This is a genomic window from Rhizobium sp. G187 (genome assembly GCF_051549525.1).
In the GTDB taxonomy this organism is placed as follows: domain Bacteria; phylum Pseudomonadota; class Alphaproteobacteria; order Rhizobiales; family Rhizobiaceae; genus Allorhizobium.
The window spans coordinates 98,856-117,870 of sequence record NZ_JBPUGM010000007.1 but is presented as its reverse complement, the minus strand read 5'-3'; the positions used below and the strand labels follow the sequence as shown (position 1 = coordinate 117,870).

General features: G+C 60.3%; 17 protein-coding genes. 2 read left to right on the top strand and 15 right to left on the bottom strand.

Annotation, left to right across the window (positions count from 1 at the left end; genetic code table 11):
* Nucleotides 1-10 precede the first annotated feature (10 nt).
* Both pufM and pufC read left to right on the top strand, forming a co-directional pair.
* Complete coding sequence (pufM, locus tag ACSV9I_RS18835) at nt 11-970, top strand: photosynthetic reaction center subunit M (RefSeq protein ID WP_156318580.1); 960 nt, start codon at nt 11-13, stop codon at nt 968-970.
* An 11-nt stretch (nt 971-981) separates the two neighbouring features.
* On the top strand, nt 982-2,151 hold the full coding sequence (gene pufC / locus ACSV9I_RS18830; RefSeq protein WP_438330351.1) for a photosynthetic reaction center cytochrome PufC: 1,170 nt from the start codon (nt 982-984) through the stop codon (nt 2,149-2,151).
* A gap of 189 nt (nt 2,152-2,340) precedes the next feature.
* Here pufC and ACSV9I_RS18825 read toward each other — a convergent pair whose 3' ends face one another.
* From ACSV9I_RS18825 to bchF, 15 genes are read right to left on the bottom strand one after another with little or no spacing between them, the layout of a single operon-like run.
* Complete coding sequence (locus ACSV9I_RS18825; protein ID WP_438330350.1) at nt 2,341-2,874, bottom strand: isopentenyl-diphosphate Delta-isomerase; 534 nt, start codon at nt 2,872-2,874, stop codon at nt 2,341-2,343.
* Nucleotides 2,875-2,927: 53 nt separating this feature from the next.
* Entirely contained in the window at nt 2,928-4,145 is a 1,218-nt protein-coding gene (hemA, locus tag ACSV9I_RS18820) for a 5-aminolevulinate synthase (protein WP_438330349.1), read from the bottom strand.
* Nucleotides 4,145-5,035, bottom strand: coding sequence for a putative photosynthetic complex assembly protein PuhE (gene puhE / locus ACSV9I_RS18815; RefSeq protein WP_438330348.1), 891 nt, complete (start codon nt 5,033-5,035; stop codon nt 4,145-4,147). The genes hemA and puhE overlap by 1 nt, the downstream gene beginning before the upstream one ends.
* 10 nt (nt 5,036-5,045) lie before the next feature.
* Nucleotides 5,046-6,095, bottom strand: a complete 1,050-nt coding sequence (gene acsF / locus ACSV9I_RS18810; protein ID WP_438330417.1) for a magnesium-protoporphyrin IX monomethyl ester (oxidative) cyclase — start codon at nt 6,093-6,095, stop codon at nt 5,046-5,048.
* A 56-nt stretch (nt 6,096-6,151) separates the two neighbouring features.
* Entirely contained in the window at nt 6,152-6,457 is a 306-nt protein-coding gene (locus tag ACSV9I_RS18805) for a hypothetical protein (RefSeq protein ID WP_082352543.1), read from the bottom strand.
* The gene (gene puhC, locus ACSV9I_RS18800) at nt 6,454-6,948 is read right to left on the bottom strand and encodes a photosynthetic complex assembly protein PuhC (protein ID WP_438330347.1); all 495 of its coding nucleotides are present in this window, start codon (nt 6,946-6,948) and stop codon (nt 6,454-6,456) included. The genes ACSV9I_RS18805 and puhC overlap by 4 nt, the downstream gene beginning before the upstream one ends.
* Nucleotides 6,949-6,957: 9 nt before the next feature.
* Nucleotides 6,958-7,632 carry a photosynthetic complex putative assembly protein PuhB gene (gene puhB, locus ACSV9I_RS18795; RefSeq protein ID WP_438330346.1) on the bottom strand — a complete coding sequence of 225 codons (675 nt, stop codon included), beginning with the start codon at nt 7,630-7,632 and terminating at the stop codon, nt 6,958-6,960.
* Complete coding sequence (gene puhA, locus ACSV9I_RS18790; protein WP_438330345.1) at nt 7,629-8,414, bottom strand: photosynthetic reaction center subunit H; 786 nt, start codon at nt 8,412-8,414, stop codon at nt 7,629-7,631. The genes puhB and puhA overlap by 4 nt, the downstream gene beginning before the upstream one ends.
* A 36-nt stretch (nt 8,415-8,450) precedes the next feature.
* Nucleotides 8,451-9,890 (bottom strand): BCD family MFS transporter, encoded by a 1,440-nt coding sequence (locus ACSV9I_RS18785; protein WP_438330344.1) that lies wholly within the window; start codon nt 9,888-9,890, stop codon nt 8,451-8,453.
* Nucleotides 9,887-10,603: a magnesium protoporphyrin IX methyltransferase gene (bchM, locus tag ACSV9I_RS18780; RefSeq protein ID WP_438330343.1), complete on the bottom strand. Its 717-nt coding sequence runs from the start codon at nt 10,601-10,603 to the stop codon at nt 9,887-9,889. The genes ACSV9I_RS18785 and bchM overlap by 4 nt, the downstream gene beginning before the upstream one ends.
* Before the next feature lie 10 nt (nt 10,604-10,613).
* The gene (gene bchL, locus ACSV9I_RS18775; RefSeq protein WP_438330342.1) at nt 10,614-11,543 is read right to left on the bottom strand and encodes a ferredoxin:protochlorophyllide reductase (ATP-dependent) iron-sulfur ATP-binding protein; all 930 of its coding nucleotides are present in this window, start codon (nt 11,541-11,543) and stop codon (nt 10,614-10,616) included.
* Nucleotides 11,540-15,313 (bottom strand): magnesium chelatase subunit H, encoded by a 3,774-nt coding sequence (locus ACSV9I_RS18770; protein ID WP_438330341.1) that lies wholly within the window; start codon nt 15,311-15,313, stop codon nt 11,540-11,542. The genes bchL and ACSV9I_RS18770 overlap by 4 nt, the downstream gene beginning before the upstream one ends.
* Nucleotides 15,285-16,847: a ferredoxin:protochlorophyllide reductase (ATP-dependent) subunit B gene (bchB, locus tag ACSV9I_RS18765; protein WP_438330340.1), complete on the bottom strand. Its 1,563-nt coding sequence runs from the start codon at nt 16,845-16,847 to the stop codon at nt 15,285-15,287. Before bchB ends, ACSV9I_RS18770 begins: the two co-directional genes overlap by 29 nt.
* A complete protein-coding gene (locus ACSV9I_RS18760; RefSeq protein WP_438330339.1) occupies nt 16,844-18,148 on the bottom strand; it encodes a ferredoxin:protochlorophyllide reductase (ATP-dependent) subunit N in 1,305 nt (434 codons plus the stop codon). Before ACSV9I_RS18760 ends, bchB begins: the two co-directional genes overlap by 4 nt.
* Nucleotides 18,145-18,684: a 2-vinyl bacteriochlorophyllide hydratase gene (gene bchF, locus ACSV9I_RS18755; RefSeq protein WP_438330338.1), complete on the bottom strand. Its 540-nt coding sequence runs from the start codon at nt 18,682-18,684 to the stop codon at nt 18,145-18,147. The genes ACSV9I_RS18760 and bchF overlap by 4 nt, the downstream gene beginning before the upstream one ends.
* Nucleotides 18,685-19,015: the final 331 nt, after the last annotated feature.

The following is a 19,015-nucleotide window of genomic DNA, read 5'->3' as shown; positions in this document are numbered from 1 at the left end:
GATCATGTTATTGTTGCAATATCAGAATATCATCACGCCGGTGCAGGTGAGCGGCCCTCTTGAGGAAGGCATGCCACTTCCCAGAGGCGATAGCCCACGCGCAGGAAAGCCAACGCTGGTCCGTCTCTTCGGAATGATCGGCAATGCTCAGATCGGCCCGATCTATCTCGGCTATCTCGGCACACTGTCCCTGGTCTTCGGCTTCATTGCCTTCGAGATCATTGGGCTCAACATGTTCGCATCGGTGGGCTGGGATCCGATTCAGTTCGTCCGGCAATTGTTCTGGCTGGGTCTCGAACCGCCGCGAGCCGAATACGGCCTGAAGGTCCTGCCCCCGCTTGCAGAAGGGGGCTGGTGGCTGATCGCCGGCTTCTTCCTGACACTATCGGTCCTGTTATGGTGGGTTCGGGTCTATCGCCGGGCGCGCCAGCTGGAACTCGGCACCCATGTCGCCTGGGCTTTTGCGGCTGCAATCTTTCTCTTCCTGTCGCTCGGCTTCATCCGCCCGCTTCTGATGGGAAATTTCTCTGAGGCCGTACCCTTCGGGATCTTCCCGCATCTTGACTGGACCGCTGCCTTCTCGATCCGTTACGGCAATCTCTACTATAATCCCTTCCACTGCCTTTCGATCGTCTTCCTCTATGGCTCCGTCCTTTTGTTCGCGATGCATGGCGCGACAATCCTTGCGGTGGGCAAATATGGTGGCGAACGCGAACTGGAGCAGATTACAGATCGGGGCACTGCTTCCGAGCGCGCGGCTCTCTTCTGGAGATGGACCATGGGCTTTAACGCCACCATGGAATCCGTCCACCGCTGGGCCTGGTGGTTTGCCATCCTGACACCGATCACCGGGGCCATCGGCATCCTGCTCACGGGCACTGTCGTCGACAACTGGTACCTCTGGGGCATCAACCACGGGATCGTCTCGCCATTGCCAGGCTATCCCGGCGTCGTCGATCCGGCGCTTTGAGGAGAATGACCATGAAACTCTGGATTCCATTCGCCATCTCAGCCGGATCACTGCTCACCATTGCGAGCTTCGTCGGCGCCGGCTGGGATGCGCCCCCGGTCGAAACGACCCAGATCGGCCATCGCGGCAGCGGTATGTACATTCATCGCGACGTCGAAAAGCAGGAAGCCCTGAAAGCGGCGAATGTCGTGCCGCCGGCACCCTGGCAAGCCGATCCTGCTGGCGACAAGGCTCGCGATCTCTATGAAAACGTTCAGATCCTCGGAGATCTCTCCGACGACCAGTTCAACCAGTTCATGGCCTCGATCACCGAATGGGTGGCGCCGGAGGCAGGCTGTAACTACTGCCACAACCCTGAAAACCTCGCCTCCGACGAAGTCTACCAAAAGGTCGTTGCCCGTCGCATGATCCAGATGACACAGGCGATCAATGTCGACTGGAAGAGCCATGTCGGCCAGGTTGGCGCGACCTGCTACACCTGTCACCGCGGTCAGGGCATCCCGACGAACTACTGGTTCGAGGATCTGGAGCCGAAGCCGGCCGGCAACATGACCCAAAATCGCGAAGGCCAGAACGTAGCGGCTCGGTTCGGTGGCAATGCATCGCTGCCGCAAAATGTGCTCAAGGATTATCTCCTGGATGCCAAGCCGATCCGGGTCCACGCGACCACCGCTCTGCCCACTGGCACCTCGCAGGCCGGCACCAAAGAGACGGAAGCCACATGGTCTCTCATGATGCACATGTCGGAATCGCTTGGGGTGAACTGCACCACCTGCCACAACAGCCGCGCCTTCAATGACTGGGACCAAAGCCCTCCGCAGAGGGTCACCGCATGGCATGGTATCCGTATGGCCCGCGACATCAATGCAAACTACATGGTTGGCCTGACATCCGTGTTCCCAGAGCACCGCAAAGGTCCCGAAGGCGATGTCTTCAAGGTCGGCTGCGCCACATGCCATGCCGGCGTGCAAAAGCCGCTCTATGGCGTCTCCATGCTGCAAGACTACGTCGATTCCCTTGCGAAGAAGGGGCCGACTGCTGTTCCGGATTTCACCAAATACCAGCCCGGAACGACGCAAAAAATGGAGCCGCTACAGCAGAGCAGCACACTCCAAAAGCTGCCGAACCAGCAAGCCTCGATCCTCGAACTGCCGGCCGATACATCCCAGGGCAAAAACTGAGGATGAGAAACAGATAAGCGGCCTCCCAGGCCAGGCCGCAAGAGGAAGGGGAGCTCAATGGCTCCCCTTCTTTTCGTGCGCTGATGGATCTTGGGGAAATGCGAGGTTAGCAATCATATGAAGGACAAGGCTGAGCCTCGCAACGAGCGATCCGGGATTGCAGTGAGCGGACGCAATTGATGAAAGATATCAGGCGGCTTGGGATAGACTGAGGCCCGGAAACCGTTCCAGATAGATCCGGAACCAGGGCGTGAAATGGCCGGGATGCACCGCGACTTCCCGAGCCAGTTCGTCTGAGCCAATCCAGCGCACGGCCTCGACCTCACTGGCCTGAGGACGAACCGTCAATGTGCGCGCATCGGCCTGGGCGCTGAACAGGGTGACCCGCTCATGCTCGCGCAGCCCGCCGCCAACATCAGCTTCATACTCGACGGTCTGATGGCGTGTGAGTGGTAGGGTAAAGCCCAATTCCTCTTGGAGGCGTCGCTCGGCGCAAACCTCCACGGCTTCCTCCCAGTATGGATGAGTACAGCAGGTATTGGCCCACTGACCCGCGCAGTGGTACTTCGTCGCCGCGCGCTTCTGGATCAAAAGACGATCACCGTCGAAGACAAAGACGGAGACGGCGAGATGCAGCAGCCCCTCGATATGAGCGCGCATCTTGTCGACCGGAAAGAACGACCCGTCATCCGCGATCGCGGGGATCTCGATGCTGTCACGCATGGGCAGTCCACTCCATCTCATCGGGCACGCCGCCGATAAGGCCTTTGTACCTGTTAGGCAACAGCCCGGGCCAACGCACATTGCGACCAGAGGGAACTGAGTGCTTCTGCGAGGTGGCGGATATCCGCATCGCTGTGCAGTGGCGTCGGGGTAATGCGAAGCCTTTCCTTGCCCACAGGCACAGTCGGATAGTTGATCGGCTGAACATAAACGCCAAAGTCGTCAAGCAGCACGTCGGAGATCCACTTGCACTTCGCTGCATTGCCGACCATGACCGGCACAATATGGCTCGAATTGCGCATATGGGGAATGCCACGCACGTCGAGGGCATGCCGTACCTTTGCAACGGCAGCCTGGTGCGATTGCCGTTCAACGTTGCTCTCCTTCAGGTGGCGGATCGACGCCGTGGCTGCGGCGGCAACGGCCGGCGGAATGGCCGTCGTAAAGATGAAGCCGGAGGCGAAGGAGCGGACAAAGTCAACCAGGACAGCGGGTCCGGTAATATAGCCGCCCATGACACCAAAGGCCTTGCCCAGCGTGCCTTCGATGACCGTCAAGCGGTCCATGAGGCCCTCACGTTCCGCTACGCCACCGCCCCGCGGCCCATACATGCCGACAGCATGCACTTCGTCGAGATAGGTCATGGCGCCGAACTCATCTGCCACATCGCAGATCTCCCGGATGGGCGAAATATCGCCGTCCATGGAATAGACGCTTTCGAAGGCGACGAGCTTGGGTGCCGCCGGATCGTCGGCCGCCATCAACTCGCGCAGATGACGGTAGTCATTGTGGCGGAACTGCCGCTTGATGCAGCGCGAATGGCGGATACCCTCGATCATCGAGGCGTGGTTGAGGCTATCGGAATAACAGATGATCCCGGGTATCTTTGCAAGAAGGGTGCCGAGCGCCGCCCAGTTGGACACGTAGCCGGATGTGAAAATCAGCGCCCCTTCCTTGCCATGCAGGTCCGCAAGTTCACGCTCCAGGACGACATGATAGTGATTGGTGCCTGAAATATTGCGGGTGCCCCCAGCCCCCGCCCCACATTTGCGAACGACCTCGATCATACGCTCGGTCACGATCGGGTTCTGACCCATGCCCAGATAGTCGTTTGAGCACCAAACGCTAACATCCCGAACCGTGCCGTCCCCGTTGTGAAACGAGGCCTTCGGGAAGGCGGAGCAATGGCGCTCCAACTCCGCAAAGACGCGGTAGTTACCGGCAGTATGCAGGCCGGCGAGCGCCTCTTCCATGTGCTGGAGAATATCCATCAGTCTTTCCTCTTCCCGATCGTATCATGTCCAACGGCCACCCATGACGCATGAAGCGCTGGCGGAGCCCCCCCTTGAATAACTGCCGTACCATCCAGCGGAGGGCGTACGGCCAGCTTGCGCCTGTCCTGACGCGTCGTCGCCCAGCGCCATAGCGCCGTATCCGAGACCGGAAGGACAAGAATGAGATGTTCGATGATGGCGAGCGCCATAAAGGTGGCCAGCAGCGTATGGCCGACGACCGAATGATCCTGCGTCGCGCGACCTGCGCCGATGGCGAGAATGGCGAACAGGCCAGCGGCGGTTGACAGAAATATTGGAAACAATGGCGTAAGCCGGTCCGTCCTGAAATACGTCTTCAGATGCGCGATGCCCTTTGGCATCAAGTCGCTGACGGCATGCGGCGCACCAAGAAAAATCAGCATCTTGGCGGAAACCCGCATTCCCCAGAGCAGGCCGAAGGCCGCAAGCCCGAAGATATTCGGTGCATCCGCCAGTGCCAGCCAGAGGCCAAGCCCAGTCACGAGGATGGCGATCTCGTGATCTCGCACGGCCTCCCAAGCGGCTTTGAAGCGGGCGAAGCCAACAAGCCCTGCTGGGCATTCCCCGCTGCGCCCTGTGAGCAAGCCCGTCAGGAATGCCGCTTCATGCCAGGCCCAGACGAGCAAGGCACCGAAGAAGCCGGCATAGGAGCCGACCGGTGTGCGCTCCCCCGCGCCGAAAAGCATGAGCGCGAAGCCCCCGGCGCCAACGACGGTCATTACCATCATCAAGACAAGGCCACGACGGCCGCTGTTCGAGCGGTTGACCACGGCCAGCACCAGCCCGGTCGATAGCCACCACACGGCGATGGCGACCAGAACGACAGCGAGCGGGTGTGACAGGCTCATGGCGGATCTCCTACCAGATCGGCTGCAGGCGGGAGGTTGCGGGGATCGCATTCGACTTTGACGGGATTACATACATCCTGATAAAGTTAACGGCAGCCGCCGCTGACCAGAAGCCCTTCGTGATCCGTCCGGTGAGCCCGCCCTTCGCATTGGCTGCCATGATCTTCCGGTTGATCCGCTCCATCCGGCGGAAGCCTTCACGCAGCGCCGGATTGTCCAGATCGAGCACGAGGGGGAAGCACTGCCGCGAGATCTCGCTCGTCAGCCGGAAGACCTTCATGTCGTAGTCGTCAATGTCGACGCCGAGGCCTTTATGGAAAGCCGGCCGCATGTGGTCACGCACATACATGGTGGCAAAAACCGCAAGCAGGAAGAACTTGATCCAGTAGGTGTTCAATCCCTCCGTCAGCCGCTTGTCGGAGCGAATGATCAGCGAAAACGCCTCGCCATGTGAAAACTCATCATTGCACCATTCCCGGAACCACTTGAAGATCGGGTGGAAGCGCTGCTCCGGATGTTTCTCCAGATGCCGGAAGATCGTGATGTAACGCGCATAACCGATTTTCTCGGACAGATAGGTGGCGTAGTAGATGAACTTCGGTTTGAAGAAAGTGTACTTCTTGGCCTTGGCGAGGAAACCCATGTTCACGCCGATGCCGAACTCCTTCAAGGCATCATTGATGAACCCGGCATGGCGAGACTCGTCACGGCTCATATAACCGAAGAGTTCGCAGATCTCCTGGTTTTTGCCACGCCGCTTCATCTCCTTGTAAAGCACGCAGCCCGAGAATTCCGAGGTGAGCGAGGAGACGAGGAAATCAATGAACTCCTCACGCAAATCGTGCGGCAGCGCATCAATGTCAATGTCGTTCCAGTCCTCATTGCGCTTGAAATGACCACGGTTCGGGTCGCTTTTCATCTGGGCGATGAGCACGTCCCATTCGGCGCGGACCGGCTCGACATTGATCTTGTCCATTTCTTCGAAATCGGTGGTGTAGAAGCGCGGCGTAAGCATGGTCGATACCAGCGCGCTGCGCGTCGTGTCGTTGACCCCGGCCATACGCTCCTCGACCGTCGGTTCGTGGTCAGCGAGATCGTTCGGCGAAACATGATTGTTCATGACAGTGCCCTCTCGGTGAAGCTGAATTCGCACAATTCCATCATGTCGAGATCGCCGGTCGCCCGTGTCCAGGCGCGCTCCAGCACTCCAGCGCGCGTGATGGTAGCCTTCCTGCGAAAATTCCTGGTCGATCCATAGGGGATCGAGATGGGGGCCCCGTGGACCAGAACTTCGTCACCGGGATGAACGATGACGCCGTTGTCGAACCGCAGATGCGCGCCAAGCGCCTCAAACGTGTTGTTGATCTCGACGGTACAATCGACCGTCTCCTTTCGTCTCATCAAGGCGAAGACCGGGTTCATTGGCTATTTCCTCCCTGTGGGCCCAGAAGGGCTTCGAAAGCAGCCGCATTGTCGCGGCCAAAGGCATCGAGAAAGATCCGCTCGCCAGTACCGGTGTCCGACAGGCTGACGGCACTGGATTCCCATTTGATCAGTCGATAGGGCGCATCAAAGGGCACGTTGGAAACTTGGCGCATCCGCTCAAAGGCTCGCAATGATCCACTGACGAAGCCACCGGCTTCCGGCGCATAGAGTGCAATATCCTCTCGCGTGGCAGCGTCAGTCACCACAACATGACCCGATGCGTTTCGTGTGATCATGAGGTCTCGGATTGAAACCGGCGCTCCCAGCTCCTGCTTGACCACACCAAGCCCCGTCACCTGGCCGAAGACAATCGCTCCGGCCGTGAAGGCGATCAGGCCGGCAAGGCCAAAGAACACCCCCTTGGGGAGATGGTTTGGCGTCTTGCCCTTGCGGTCAGAAAAATAGCCGAGATGTGATGCCGAGCCCATGACCCTGTCCTATTCTGCCGCAACGACGGCGGGTGGTTGGTGGGAGAGATCAGCGCCGCGAGCGACAAACCGAGACTGGTGGGCATCCGCCGTACGATATTGCCCGATCGCTGCCGCAAGTACGGCTGCCGCCCTTTCAGCATCCGGCAGATAGACAAGGCTGGGCTCGGTGTGTGCGACCCGGAAGCCGCGCACATGCGGCCACTGGATGAGCCAGGACAGGCGCTGACCAGGCACAAGCGCTATGGCGATCATCCCGGATGACTGACCGATCCTTGCGAAGGAAACAGCATCGATTTGCCGGAAAGGCAGATTGAGCGTCATCGAGATCGCCACGCCGAACCGCATCACCACGCGTTCGGTGGTAACCGTGTAAAGCGTTGTCTTTTCGACGGCCCAGGCAAAAAGCTCGATCATGCCGACAAGCACGGCGGCAAGAGCTGTGAGGATCGCGACGGAAAAGAGGATCCCGCCCACAGCCCGTCCATCACTGAGCCCGGAGGCTACTGCCCAACCGGACAGCACGATGAAATACCCACAGATCCATCGGACCTTGAGAAGATGCCGGGCGACGAGAGCCGACGACGGCCGGCCTTGCCAGAGCACAACCTCGCCAGCTGGAGGCACACCGGGAAGACCCGGCAGTGGTTCGATTTCATGTTCCCGGGTGACGAAATGGTTCACAGCAGCGGCTCCTGACGAACGCGATCCGCGTAGAGAAGCCCGGCGCCGAAATAAGCGGCGATCTTGTCTTCCTCGAGCAAAGTCACGAGTTCGGGGCGTGCGGTCTCCGGAACATCCGCAAACTGGGCAGCGGTGATCGCATGGACGTAGAGATGGCGGACGCCACCGCGCCCTGTGCCGAAAACAACGAAATTGTTCGGTAGGAGAATGGTGCGTAAACCATCGGCAAGCGGTAGATCGACCTCATAGTAGCGAACCAGGTGTTCGGCCCGGTCTACCCAGATATCCTTGACGATACCTGCGACCTGCCGGTCGCAGCCGAGAACGGAAAGCCCCCGCGGGTCAACGGCGCCCGGGACAACCGAAAAGCCGTCGGCGACGCGCAGCGGCACGATCCGTGCATCGCCATGCGCCGTGACATCAGGCCTGTCGGCACGCTCTGCCCAGGAACCGGGACCAATGCCGGCGAGAAGCGGATTGCCGACAGGTTCACTCGGATAGCCCGGTGCCGGTGCGACCCGGCGGCTGGCAAAGCTGCGTTCGTCACGTTGGAAGTCCGGAACCTGCTTCAGTCCCTGGCCATGCGGAAGAACAAAGGTCTTTTTCGGCGGGACGAAAAGCCAGGGGCTCTTGTTGTAACGGGCCGTGACATCCTCCTCGAGCGGATAGCCCTCGCGGCGATCCTCCTGACGGAGATACCAGATCAGCCCCGCAAAAAAGATCCAGAATGCGTAGAGCACCACCTGTGCGACATCGATACTTCCTACCAATGATCCGGTCATATCAGACCCTCCAGTGTAAGACGTGGCACCCGACGATCAGCCGGGCATCTCCGCCAATCCAAAACGCGTGTTGTTCAGGTAATCTCTGTGATAACGCCGCCCGGTCAGCGGTCCGATCACCGCCAGGCACAGGAAGAGAAGAACGATTTCAAATTGATAGACGACGACATAACCGGCCGCCGGGGTCATCATGGCCTCGCCGAGCGACCCGTTGAGCGCCAACGCATTGATCGTATTCTTGACAACGCCGCCAGCGAGCATGCTCGCCCCGATCGCCGTTGCCTGCACCGCGCCCCAGGCACCCACCACAAGCCCGCTGTCCGACCGCTCGGAAATGCCCATCGCCGCAATCATGGTGCCGACCGCAAAAAGACCGCCCCCGAGACCGATACCGAAAGCGCCGATATGGAACAGCGCCGTCAGCCCGAGCGGTGAAGCGAAGATAACCGCTGAGAAGGCACAGATGCCGGCAAGCAGGCCGCGCGCGGCGACTCGATAGACCTGTACGCCACCCTGCAGACTATGCGCGGCCCAACCGAAGCCTGCCATGGTTCCAAGCGCCCAGAGACCTGTAAGGCGCGTCGTTTCGCCGACAGACAACCCGAGAATTTCGCCGCCATAGGGTTCAAGCAGGATGTCTTGCATCGAAAATGCGGCCGAACCGATGGCAACGGCAAGGAGCAGGCGCATCACGCCCGGTGCGCTGCGGTAATCGTCCAGCGCATCGATGAAGCTCACAAGATCCCGGTCGACCGCCGTACGGCGGGCATCGCGTGCCTCCTGCTTCCAAATGGCGATTACGTTGATCACGATGGTCAGAAGGGCCGTGCCCTGGATAACCTGGATCAGCATCTTGGGGCTGAAATCCACCAGCACGACGCTGTAAAAGCTTGATGCCCCGATCATCCCCGCGAGCAGCATGAAATAGAGGAGCGCGACGACCCGAGGACGCTTTGCCTCCGGAACGAGGTCGGTCGCAAGGGCCAGTCCGGCTGTCTGCGCCATGTGCATGCCAAATCCGGTCAGGATGAAAGCAAGGCTGACGCCCGCAGCACCGGCCCATTCAGGCCCAACCGTCTGCGACTGCAGGAGCAGCAGCGCAAACGGCATGATGGCAAGCCCGCCAAATTGCAGAAGGCTGCCCAGCCAGACATACGGTACCCGCCGCCAGCCAAGCACGGATTTGTAGGTATCCGAGCGATATCCGAAGAGCAGACGCAGAGGGGCTGCAAGAACGGGGATGGCCACCACAGCCGAAACCAGCGCCACCGAAACGCCGAGCTCGACGATCAGCACACGGTTAAGCGTGCCGGTGAGCAGCACCAGGACACAGCCGGCGGAAACCTGGAAGAGCGACAGTCGCAAGAGCCGAGACAGGGGCATCTCGACCGTCGCCGCATCGGCAAAGGGCATGAAGCGCGTGCCCATCATTTGCCAGAACGCGATCATCTTCCGGTTTGCGCCTGCAAAGTTCATGACCGGATCACCTCCATCGCTTGGGAGGTGTAGAAGCCGACCGAAACCTTGTGGCTGCGCCCGGCTGCCCAGCTGGAAAGCGCTGGAGCCAGCAGCATGTCCGACACGACGCGGTCGGGTTCAACCGGATAAATGGCGGGCGCGCGATTGCCTCGCGGAAAGATCTGGCCCGCGGCGAGCATCGCCCGCAACAGGCGGGAGCCCGGGGCAAGCGTGAAGAGCATGCTGCGCGAGCAGCGTTCGGCAAGCGTATGAAGCACGCGCACGGCATCAGCTGAACGATAGTGGATCAGCACATCCATTGAAACGACCGCATCGAAGCTGCCATGCCGCGGGTCGAGCATGTCACCGCTGTGAAAGGTCACGGAACCCTTTGCCCGACCATGGCTATGTTCCAGTTCGTGCGCTCGCTGCCGGGCATGGGCGACCATCTGCGCCGAGAGATCGACAGCAACGACCTCAGCCCCACGTTGCATAAGCTCAAAGGAAAGGACACCAGACCCACAGCCGGCATCAAGAATGCGCCAACCGGTGAGATCGGCGGGCAACCAGGAAACAAGCGCCTGGCGCATATCGTCGCGTCCCTTGCGCACAGTTGCCCGTATGCCGCTGACCGGTTGGTCGCCAGTAAGGCGCTTCCACGCATCGAGTGCTGTGCGATCGAAATAGTGCTCGATCTCGCCCGTCCTTCGAAGGTAGTCGGTCTGGCTCATGGCTTCGTCCTCACTCAAAGCCGAGAAATTCGAAGATTTCCCGGTCTTTCATCGGTTCGGCCTCCAGCGCCGGGACACCGGCCCACAGCCGCTCCGCGAGTTGCAGATATTCGTTCTGGATCGCCACAAGCTCCGCGCTATCGCCCATTTCGAAGAGCGTGCTCTTCTTCAGTCGGCTGAGCCGCACCTGATCGCTGTCGGGCACATGGGCAAGCCGTGTCAGTCCAATCGCTGCATTGTAGCGATCGATCTGGTCCGTCTCGCGGGAACGATTGGCGATCACCCCACCGAGGCGCACGTCGTAGTTCTTTGACTTCGCCTTGATGGCCGCAACGATGCGGTTCATCGCGAAGATGGAATCGAAGTCATTAGCCGCAACCACAACGGCTCGCTCGGCATGCTGCAAGGGCGAGGCAAATCCTCCGCAGACGACATCGCCAAGCACGTCGAAGATGACGACATCGGTGTCATCGAGCAGGTGATGCTCCTTCAGGAGCTTGACCGTCTGACCGACCACGTAACCGCCGCAACCGGTGCCAGCCGGCGGACCGCCTGCCTCGATGCACTGAACGCCGTTATAGCCCTCGACCATGTAGTCTTCCGGCCGGAGTTCTTCCGAGTGGAAATCGACCTTTTCGAGAACGTCGATGACAGTCGGGATCAGGCTTTTGGTCAGCGTGAAGGTGGAATCATGCTTCGGATCGCAGCCGATTTGCAGCACACGCTTGCCGATCTTTGAAAAGGCGACCGAAAGGTTCGAGGATGTGGTCGACTTGCCGATGCCACCCTTGCCGTAAATCGCGAAAACCTTGGCGCCATCGATTTCCATCGTCGGGTCGAGATGCACCTGGACGCTGCCTTCGCCATCGGCTCGCTCCCGGAGCTTCTCTGCAATGCGGACCTCGCGTTCGGCGATCTTCCCATGGGTGTAGATGTTCATTGGGCAGCCTCCCTGACCAGCCCCTCGAGACGGTCTTCCAATTCTTCCCCGGCCTGTTTCAGCGCGGCGAGCGTTTCAGCATCCGGCTGCCAATAATTGCGCTCATGCGCTTCGATTAGTCGGTTGGCGACCCTCGCAGCCGACGCCGGATTGAGTGTGGCCAGCCGTTCGCGCATCTCTGTGTCGAGCACGAAGGTTTCGGTGATCTGCTGGTAGATCCATGGGTCGACATCCCCTGTGGTCGCTGACCAGCCGAAGGTGTTGGTGACCTGCGTCTCGATGTTGCGCACGCCCTCATAGCCATGCTTCAACATGCCCTCGAACCATTTGGGGTTCAGCGTGCGTGTACGTGTCTCAAGCGCGACCTGCTCACCGAGGGTGCGCACACGCCCCTCGCCTTGCGTCTGGTCGGAGATGAAGACCGGCAGAGAACCGCCACCCTTGGCCCTGTTGACTGCCTTGGTTAGTCCGCCCAGCGTGTCGAAATAGTTTTCGATCGTGGTCACACCGATCTCGACGGAATCGAGATTCTGGTAAGCCATGTCGACCTGACCGATCATCGCATCGAACACCTCGGCCTGCGGACTGGTCTTGCCACGACGGTTGATGGCGAAGCTTTTGCGATTGCTGTAGGTCTGCGCGATCTCGTCATCGTCGCTCCAGGAGGAGGACGCCACCAGCATGTTGACGTTCGATCCATAAGCGCCATCGGCATTCGAGAAGACCCGATAGGCCGCAGCTTCGATGTCGCAGCCATGGCTTTCGCAATAGGCGAGCGCATGTTTGCGAATGAAGTTCATCTCGACCGGCTCGTCGGCAACAGCCGCGAGGTAGCTCGCCTCGGCGAGCATGCTCGCCTGGATCGGCAGGAGATCTCTAAATATGCCCGATAGAGTCATGACGGCATCGATGCGCGGACGCTGCAGCGCTTCGAGCGGCACCAGAACGGCGCCACAGACCCTGTTATAGGCATCGAGCCGGGGACGCGCACCCATGAGTGCCATGGCCTGGGCCAGCGGCGCACCGCCGGTCTTCAGATTATCGGTACCCCAAAGGACCACGGCGACCGTTTCCGGCAGGCGTCCATCGACAGCAAGATAGCGTTCAAGCACCTTGGCGGCCTGGCGTTCGCCATCCTGAATGGCAAAGGCGCTCGGAATGCCGAAGGGATCGAAACCGTGAATGTTGCGGCCGGTCGGCAGAAGCTCAGGCGTGCGCAGGAGATCGCCGGAAGGAGACGGCAACACATAGCGACCGTCGAGGGCGCGAACGAGACCGTCGATCTCGCCGTTGTGCGCCAGTTCCCGGTTCATCGTCACCAGCTTGCCGATGCTGTCCTTGAGCTCGCCTCCAGCATTCTTGGTCACCCGCGCAATCGTTGCGCCGTCACCCTTGGCGATCGCTGAAAGTAAATCAGCCGTGAGGTCCGGGCGAACGACGGAAGGCATGTTCGAGGCAACATGGTCGAGCATTTCCAGGCGTTCACGTTCGTCCATGCCGCGACCAGCAATATGGAGACCATGCGGAATGAGCGCGTATTCGACTTCAGCCACCTCGGCGACGAGCGCCAGAACAAGGTCGGTTTCGGCAAGCCCGAGACTATCCTTGCCCAGGTCCAGTTGTTCGGCCTGCACCTGGATGAGCTGGAACAGCCTCTCGCGTTCGACACGCGCCTCGGGTGCAGTACCACGATAACGGTCCAGGCTGCCTTTCAGCTCACTCAAGCCCTTGTAGAGCCCGGAATGCGTGATCGGCGGCGTCAGATAGGATATCAGCGTCGCAGCCGACCGACGTTTGGCGATCGTACCTTCTGACGGGTTATTGGCGGCATAGAGATAGAAGTTGGGAAGCGCGCCCAGGAGTCGATCCGGCCAGCAGTCTGCAGACAGGCCAACCTGCTTGCCAGGCATGAATTCGAGCGCGCCATGGGTGCCGAAATGCAGGACGGCATCGGCGCGATAGGTTTCGCGCAGATAGCGATAGAAGGCGGCAAACGCATGGTTCGGGGCAAAGCCGCCTTCGAACAACAGGCGCATCGGATCACCTTCGTAACCGAAAGGTGGCTGGATCGCGATCAGCAGGTTTCCATACTGGCGACCGAGCACGAAGATGCCGCGGCCATTGCTGAGAACGCGTCCCGGTGCCGGTCCCCACTTCGCTTCGAGATCGGCGAGGTGTTTCTCGTGGCGCACATGCTGGTCGACGGGGATGACCGTATGGACATTGGCCTCAACGCCGTAAAGTGCTGAATTGCCTTCCAGAATGCTGTCCTTCAGCGCTTCGGCAGCGACGGGCAAGTCGACATCGTACCCCTCGGCCTTCAGCCGGCGCATGGTCTCGAACAGGCTCTCAAACACGGAGAGATAGGCGGCAGTGCCGATACTGCCGCTGTTCGGCGGATAGTTGAACATCGCAATCGCGATGCGACGCTCAGCCCGCTCCTTGCGGCGCAGGTCGACCATGGCGGCAAGGCGATCGGCAAGCAGCGCGACACGTTCGTCATCCGGCTGCATGCAGGCGCGTCCCGACGGGCAGGACGCGAGCTCTCTTGAGCAGATGCAAGCGCGTGATGTGTGCGTGGCATCGGATCGGCCCCCAATCACCATAGAGCCGATGGAGCCATCGAGCTCCGGAATTGCCACCATCAAGGTGGTTTCGATCGGGGTCAGGCCCTGCGATGACGAGAACCAGGCTTCCTTGCTCTGGAACTCGGTCACCATCGCCGAGAAATAGGGGACATCAAGGCCATCGAGCGTGCGGGCGGCGGCGGCGGCATCGCTATAAGCCGGTCCGCCGACCAGCGAAAATCCGGTCAGCGAGCAGAGTGCATCAATACGCAAACCACCCGCAGCGGGCGTCATGAAGCGCTCGATTGCGCCGCGCATGTCGAGACCGCTCGAAAACACCGGCACGACATTGAAGCCGCGCATTTCAAGTTCACGGATGACGCGGTCGTAATGGCCGGTATCGCCCGACAGGATGTAGGTTCTCAGAAGCAGAAGCCCGATCGTACCGCGCGCACCAGCCTTCTGTGGCAGGCTGGAAAGCTGTATCGTGACCCGTGTCTTGAGGCCCGGATGATAGAGACCCATGTCGGGATATTCGACGGGATCCCCGACCGTAACGCGGCCCTGAAGCCCCTTGCGCTCCCCCCGGGCATATTTGCCGACCAGCAGGCGCACCATGTTGGCGATGTTCTCGTCCGAAGCCGCAATGCGATATTGCAGCGTCAGGAAATAGTTGCGCACGTCCTGCGCCGTGCCTGGAATGAAGCGCAGCAGCTGCGGCAGGCGGCGCAGCATCGCGAGCTGGCGCTCGCCGGCGGTGCGGCCGCTATCCTTGCCACCGCGCGAGCTTTTTCCCCGGAGTTTTTTCAGAAGCGCGAGCGGACCCTTCTGCTCTTCGCTCATCTTGAAGCGACCCATGGTCGTGTATTTCATCACCGTGCCAGCAGACATGCAGCACACCATGGCGTCGCATTCGAGGTGACGTGCTTCCAGTACGTCGGCTATGGCGCGCACATGCTCTTCGACGAAAATCATCGAGACAATGATGATGTCGCCGGCACGGATCGCTGCGCGGCAGGCTTCGAGGCTCGCCGGATTGTCGTTCCAGTCGGTCGCGGCATGCACCGAAAGCGTCAGCCCAGGCAGGTCTCTGGCAAGGCTGCGGCGCGCATCATCGACAGCCGCGACAATGTGATTATCGAGCGTCACAAACACCACCCGGACCGGGGTCGCGTCAGCGGGCGAAATGGGCTTTCGCGTCATACAACGTCTCCACGGTGATGGGGCGGATACCCTTGCGGGCGGCGAAAAGCTCGGTGTTGCGGCGGGCCTTGCCGCGCACGAAGAACGGAATTTTCTTCAGCTCACGCTCGGCATCCGGCGTCCAGCTGACGTCTACGGCGGGCTGATCGGCAGTCAGCAACGTCTCACCGTCGAACGCGTCTTCGACGGCCGCGGCAGTGGCCCCTGCGGCATGGACATGCAAATGCGAGGCTTGAGCACGGTCGTTAAACTCGAAATCATCGCGGAACATCTGCAGCAGATGCTCCTCGAGCCCCATCATTAGCGGATGGACCCAGCTGTCGAAGATGACGTTGGCGCCCTCGAACCCCATTTGCGGCGAGTAACGCGCGGGGAAATCCTGCACATGGACGGGCGCCGAGATAACAGCGCAGGGCACACGGAGCCGCTTGGCAATATGCCGCTCCATCTGCGTTCCCAGCACCAGCTCTGGCCGAGCTTCGACGATCGCCGCCTCGACGTCGAGATGATCGTCGGAAATCAAGGCCTCGACGCCGAACTCTTCCGCAGCTTCCCGCACTTCGCGGGCGAATTCGCGCATATAGGTGCCAAGGCCACAGACCTTGAAGCCAAGTTCTCGGGCAGCGATCCTGGCAGCGGCAATCGCATGCGTGGCGTCGCCGAATATGAAGACACGCTTGTTCGTCAGGTAGTTGCTATCGACGGAACGGGAATACCAGGTGGCGCGATCCTCGTCGTCGCCGGCGAGCACGTCATTCGAAAGGCCTGCCAGCGCCCGAACTTCTGCAAGGAAGATGCGTGTCGCCCCAACGCCGATCGGCACGGTGGAGACAAAGGGCATACCGAATGTCTTTTTAAGGAAGCGCGCGGCGGCATCGCCGATCTCGGGATACAGCACGATGTTGAAGGCAGCCTCCGGCAGCCGCGCCAGATCTTCGACGGTTGCACCAAGCGGTGCCACGACCCGCACATCGATCCCGTTTGCCGCAAGCAGGCGCGTGATCTCGGTGACGTCGTCACGGTTGCGAAAACCAAGCGCCGAGGGGCCGAGGATGTTGCAGCTGTTCGGGGCCACATGCTGAGGACGCTCACATCCGCCCGCAAAATTGCGCACCAAACGATAGAAGGTCTCGGACGCGCCCCAGTTTTCCTTCTTCTGGTAGGACGGAAGTTCAAGCGGCACGACAGGCACGCCGACATTCAGGGTGCGGGCAAGACCTGCGGGATCGTCTTGTAGCAGTTCTGCCGTACAGGAAGCACCGACCAGCAGCGCATCCGGCCGGAAACGTTGAACAGCGTCACGACATGCCGTCTTGAAAACGTCGGCGGTCGAGCCCGAGAGGTCGCGTGCCTGAAACGTGGTGTAGGTGACCGGCGGGCGCGAAGCGCGACGTTCGATCATGGTGAACAGGAGGTCCGCATAGGTATCTCCCTGCGGCGCATGCAGCACATAATGTACACCTTGCATTGATGCGGCGATGCGCATTGCACCCACATGCGGGGGTCCTTCATAGGTCCACATGGTGAGCTTCATGGTGCAATCCTCCTGCGGGAGGAGGCCTGGCCGTCAGCAATCAAAGCCTTGCGCATCAGCGGCCGCGCAAAGAGCTCGGCCAGATCACCGGCCTGCTCATAGCCATGGATCGGTGTGAAGGCGAATTCGATCGACCATTTGGTGACGATGCCTTCGGCCTCGAAGGGATTGGCAAGACCCATACCGCAGACGACGAGATCCGGCGCGGCGGCACGGCAGCGGTCGATCTGGACCTCGACATCCTGACCTTCCGATATTGAGACGCCGGGCGGCAGCATGGCCAGCTCACCTGCCACGTGTTCGCGGTGAAGATAGGGGCTGCCCACTTCAATGATGTCGGCGCACAGTTCGCGGCTCAGATAGCGGGCAAGCGACGGCTCAAGCTGGCTGTCTGGAAAAAGAAAAATCCTCTTGCCTTCGATGAGGCGGCGATAGTGAGCGGTCGCTTCAAGCGCCCGCCGCCGGGGCGCTTCCGTGACAGTAGCGAAACGGGCAGGCGACACCCCGAAACTGTCGGCAATCGCCTTCAGCCAGGCGGTCGTGCCTTCTTCACCAAGCGGGAAAATGGCATTGATCCGTGTTGCCCCAAGCCCTTCCAGCGCGGCAGCAGTGCTGCCGAGATAGGGCTGCGCCAGGATATAGCGGGAGCCCGCACCGATCCTCGGCAAGCGGTCGCTGTTGCGGCCAGGCAGGAAGACAACGTCGTCGACGCCCATTTCAGCCAGCAGTCGCGTGATCTGGTCCTCAACAACATCCGCGACGGAACCGGCGACGACAAGTTTTGCGACATTGCCCGTCGCACCATTGCGGGGCTGGTCCTGCACGAGGGCCGCGAGAAAATTGTCCTCACCCTGTGTGAACGTTGTTTCGATGCCGCTACCGGAATAGCAAAGTACGCGGGGCCCGGCACCGTATTTGCGGTCCAGCCGCTCTGCGGCCCGTTTCAGGTCGAACTTGATGACCTCGGACGGACAGGAGCCGACCAGCACCAACATGCGAATGTCCGGCCGGCGCTCAAGCAACCGAGCGACCTCGCGATCAAGCTCATCATGCATGTCCACCATGCCGGCGAGATCGCGTTCTTCCATGATCGCCGTTGCAAAACGAGGCTCGGAGAAAATCATCACCCCAGCGGCCGACTGGATCAGATGGGCGCAGGTGCGCGACCCAACGACAAGGAAAAACGCGTCCTGCACTTTGCGATGAAGCCATATGATCGAAGTCAGGCCGCAAAAGACTTCATGCTGGCCACGCTGGCGGATGGTGCCGGTCGACCCGCAGGATACGAGAGATTGGTTCATGGCGCGCTCCCCGGAAGGCAGCCGCCGGACATTGTCACCTCGGCAACGCTCGAAGAGCGCCCCTGATCGAGACGGGCAAGCCGCAGTTTCCAGAGGAACTGTCCCGCATTGACGAGGTAGGCGACATAGGCGGCAAGCGCCAGCAGCATCAACGGCAGTGGAGACAGAGCGTTGGTGAAGAGCGACGCGAGATAGGCCGTGTGCAGTGCGAGCACCAGAATTGAGAAGACGTCTTCCCAAAAGAAAGGTCTGGCGAAGAGATAGCGGCCAAAGACCTCCTTCTCCCAGATCGAACCCGTTACCATGATCGCGTACAGCGCGAGGGTCTTTACGACCACCGAAACCTGCGCAGCGGCAAGTCCTTGCCCGATCATGAGATAGCGGAGGATCAGGAACAGGCTGACGATGAAGATGAGAAACTGGATGGGTGCGAGCACGCCTTGAACCAAAGTCCACACGCTGCTGTCACGCCGGCGGCGTTCTTCAGATGTATAGAGTGCGGTTCGAGATACCGTAGTCTGTGCGGACTTGCCCATTCTCAAGATCCTCTCCCAAGGTCCCCCGCGGGCTATCGGGATCGATAGTGAGACTACGCTTCCACTACATAAAGTGTCAACTTAGATTGACGTATATTTTGATTTACACAATTTCAATCCGGAGTCATTGTGGGTGGGCGACGGCATGAGGGCGGGCCGAACCCAGATTCTGCGACCGCGATCGAAGCCAGCGGGAGGCGCAAGGAATGATGGAGGGAGCAAACATTGCGGGCTTTACGGCGACCGATCGGTCGCCGGACACCAATGGCGCGGCCTGGAACAGCAAGACGCTTGTTCCTCGGCGCTTTAGCCCCTACCTAAACCATAGCGA